Raw genomic sequence first — 228 nt, 5'->3', positions numbered from 1 at the left:
AGAAACAACTACCCATTGTTCAGCAGATGTATGAAAAGTATGGAGATCAAATTCATTTTGTTCTTCTGAATATGAACGAACCAGGAAAAGAAACAAAGGAAACTGCTGATCAGTATATCAAAGAAAAAGGATATACTTTCCCGTATTATTATGACGAAGATCAGTCCGCAACCGATCTTTTATAGGTTCAAACCATACCAAGTATGTATCTTGTGACAAAACAGCAAC

Annotated in this window: 1 protein-coding gene; it reads left to right on the top strand. The window is 35.1% G+C overall.

Annotated features, from left to right (window positions below; genetic code table 11):
• The coding region (locus HMPREF2885_RS03590; protein WP_398578106.1) for a TlpA family protein disulfide reductase at positions 1-185 on the top strand (185 nt) is incomplete at its 5' end.
• Positions 186-228 lie beyond the last annotated feature (43 nt).

The sequence above is a fragment of the Streptococcus sp. HMSC062H02 genome, from assembly GCF_001813005.1.
Lineage (GTDB): Bacteria > Bacillota > Bacilli > Lactobacillales > Streptococcaceae > Streptococcus > Streptococcus oralis_S.
The sequence above is the reverse complement of the archived record's forward strand: the minus strand, read 5'-3'. Positions and strand labels throughout refer to the sequence as shown.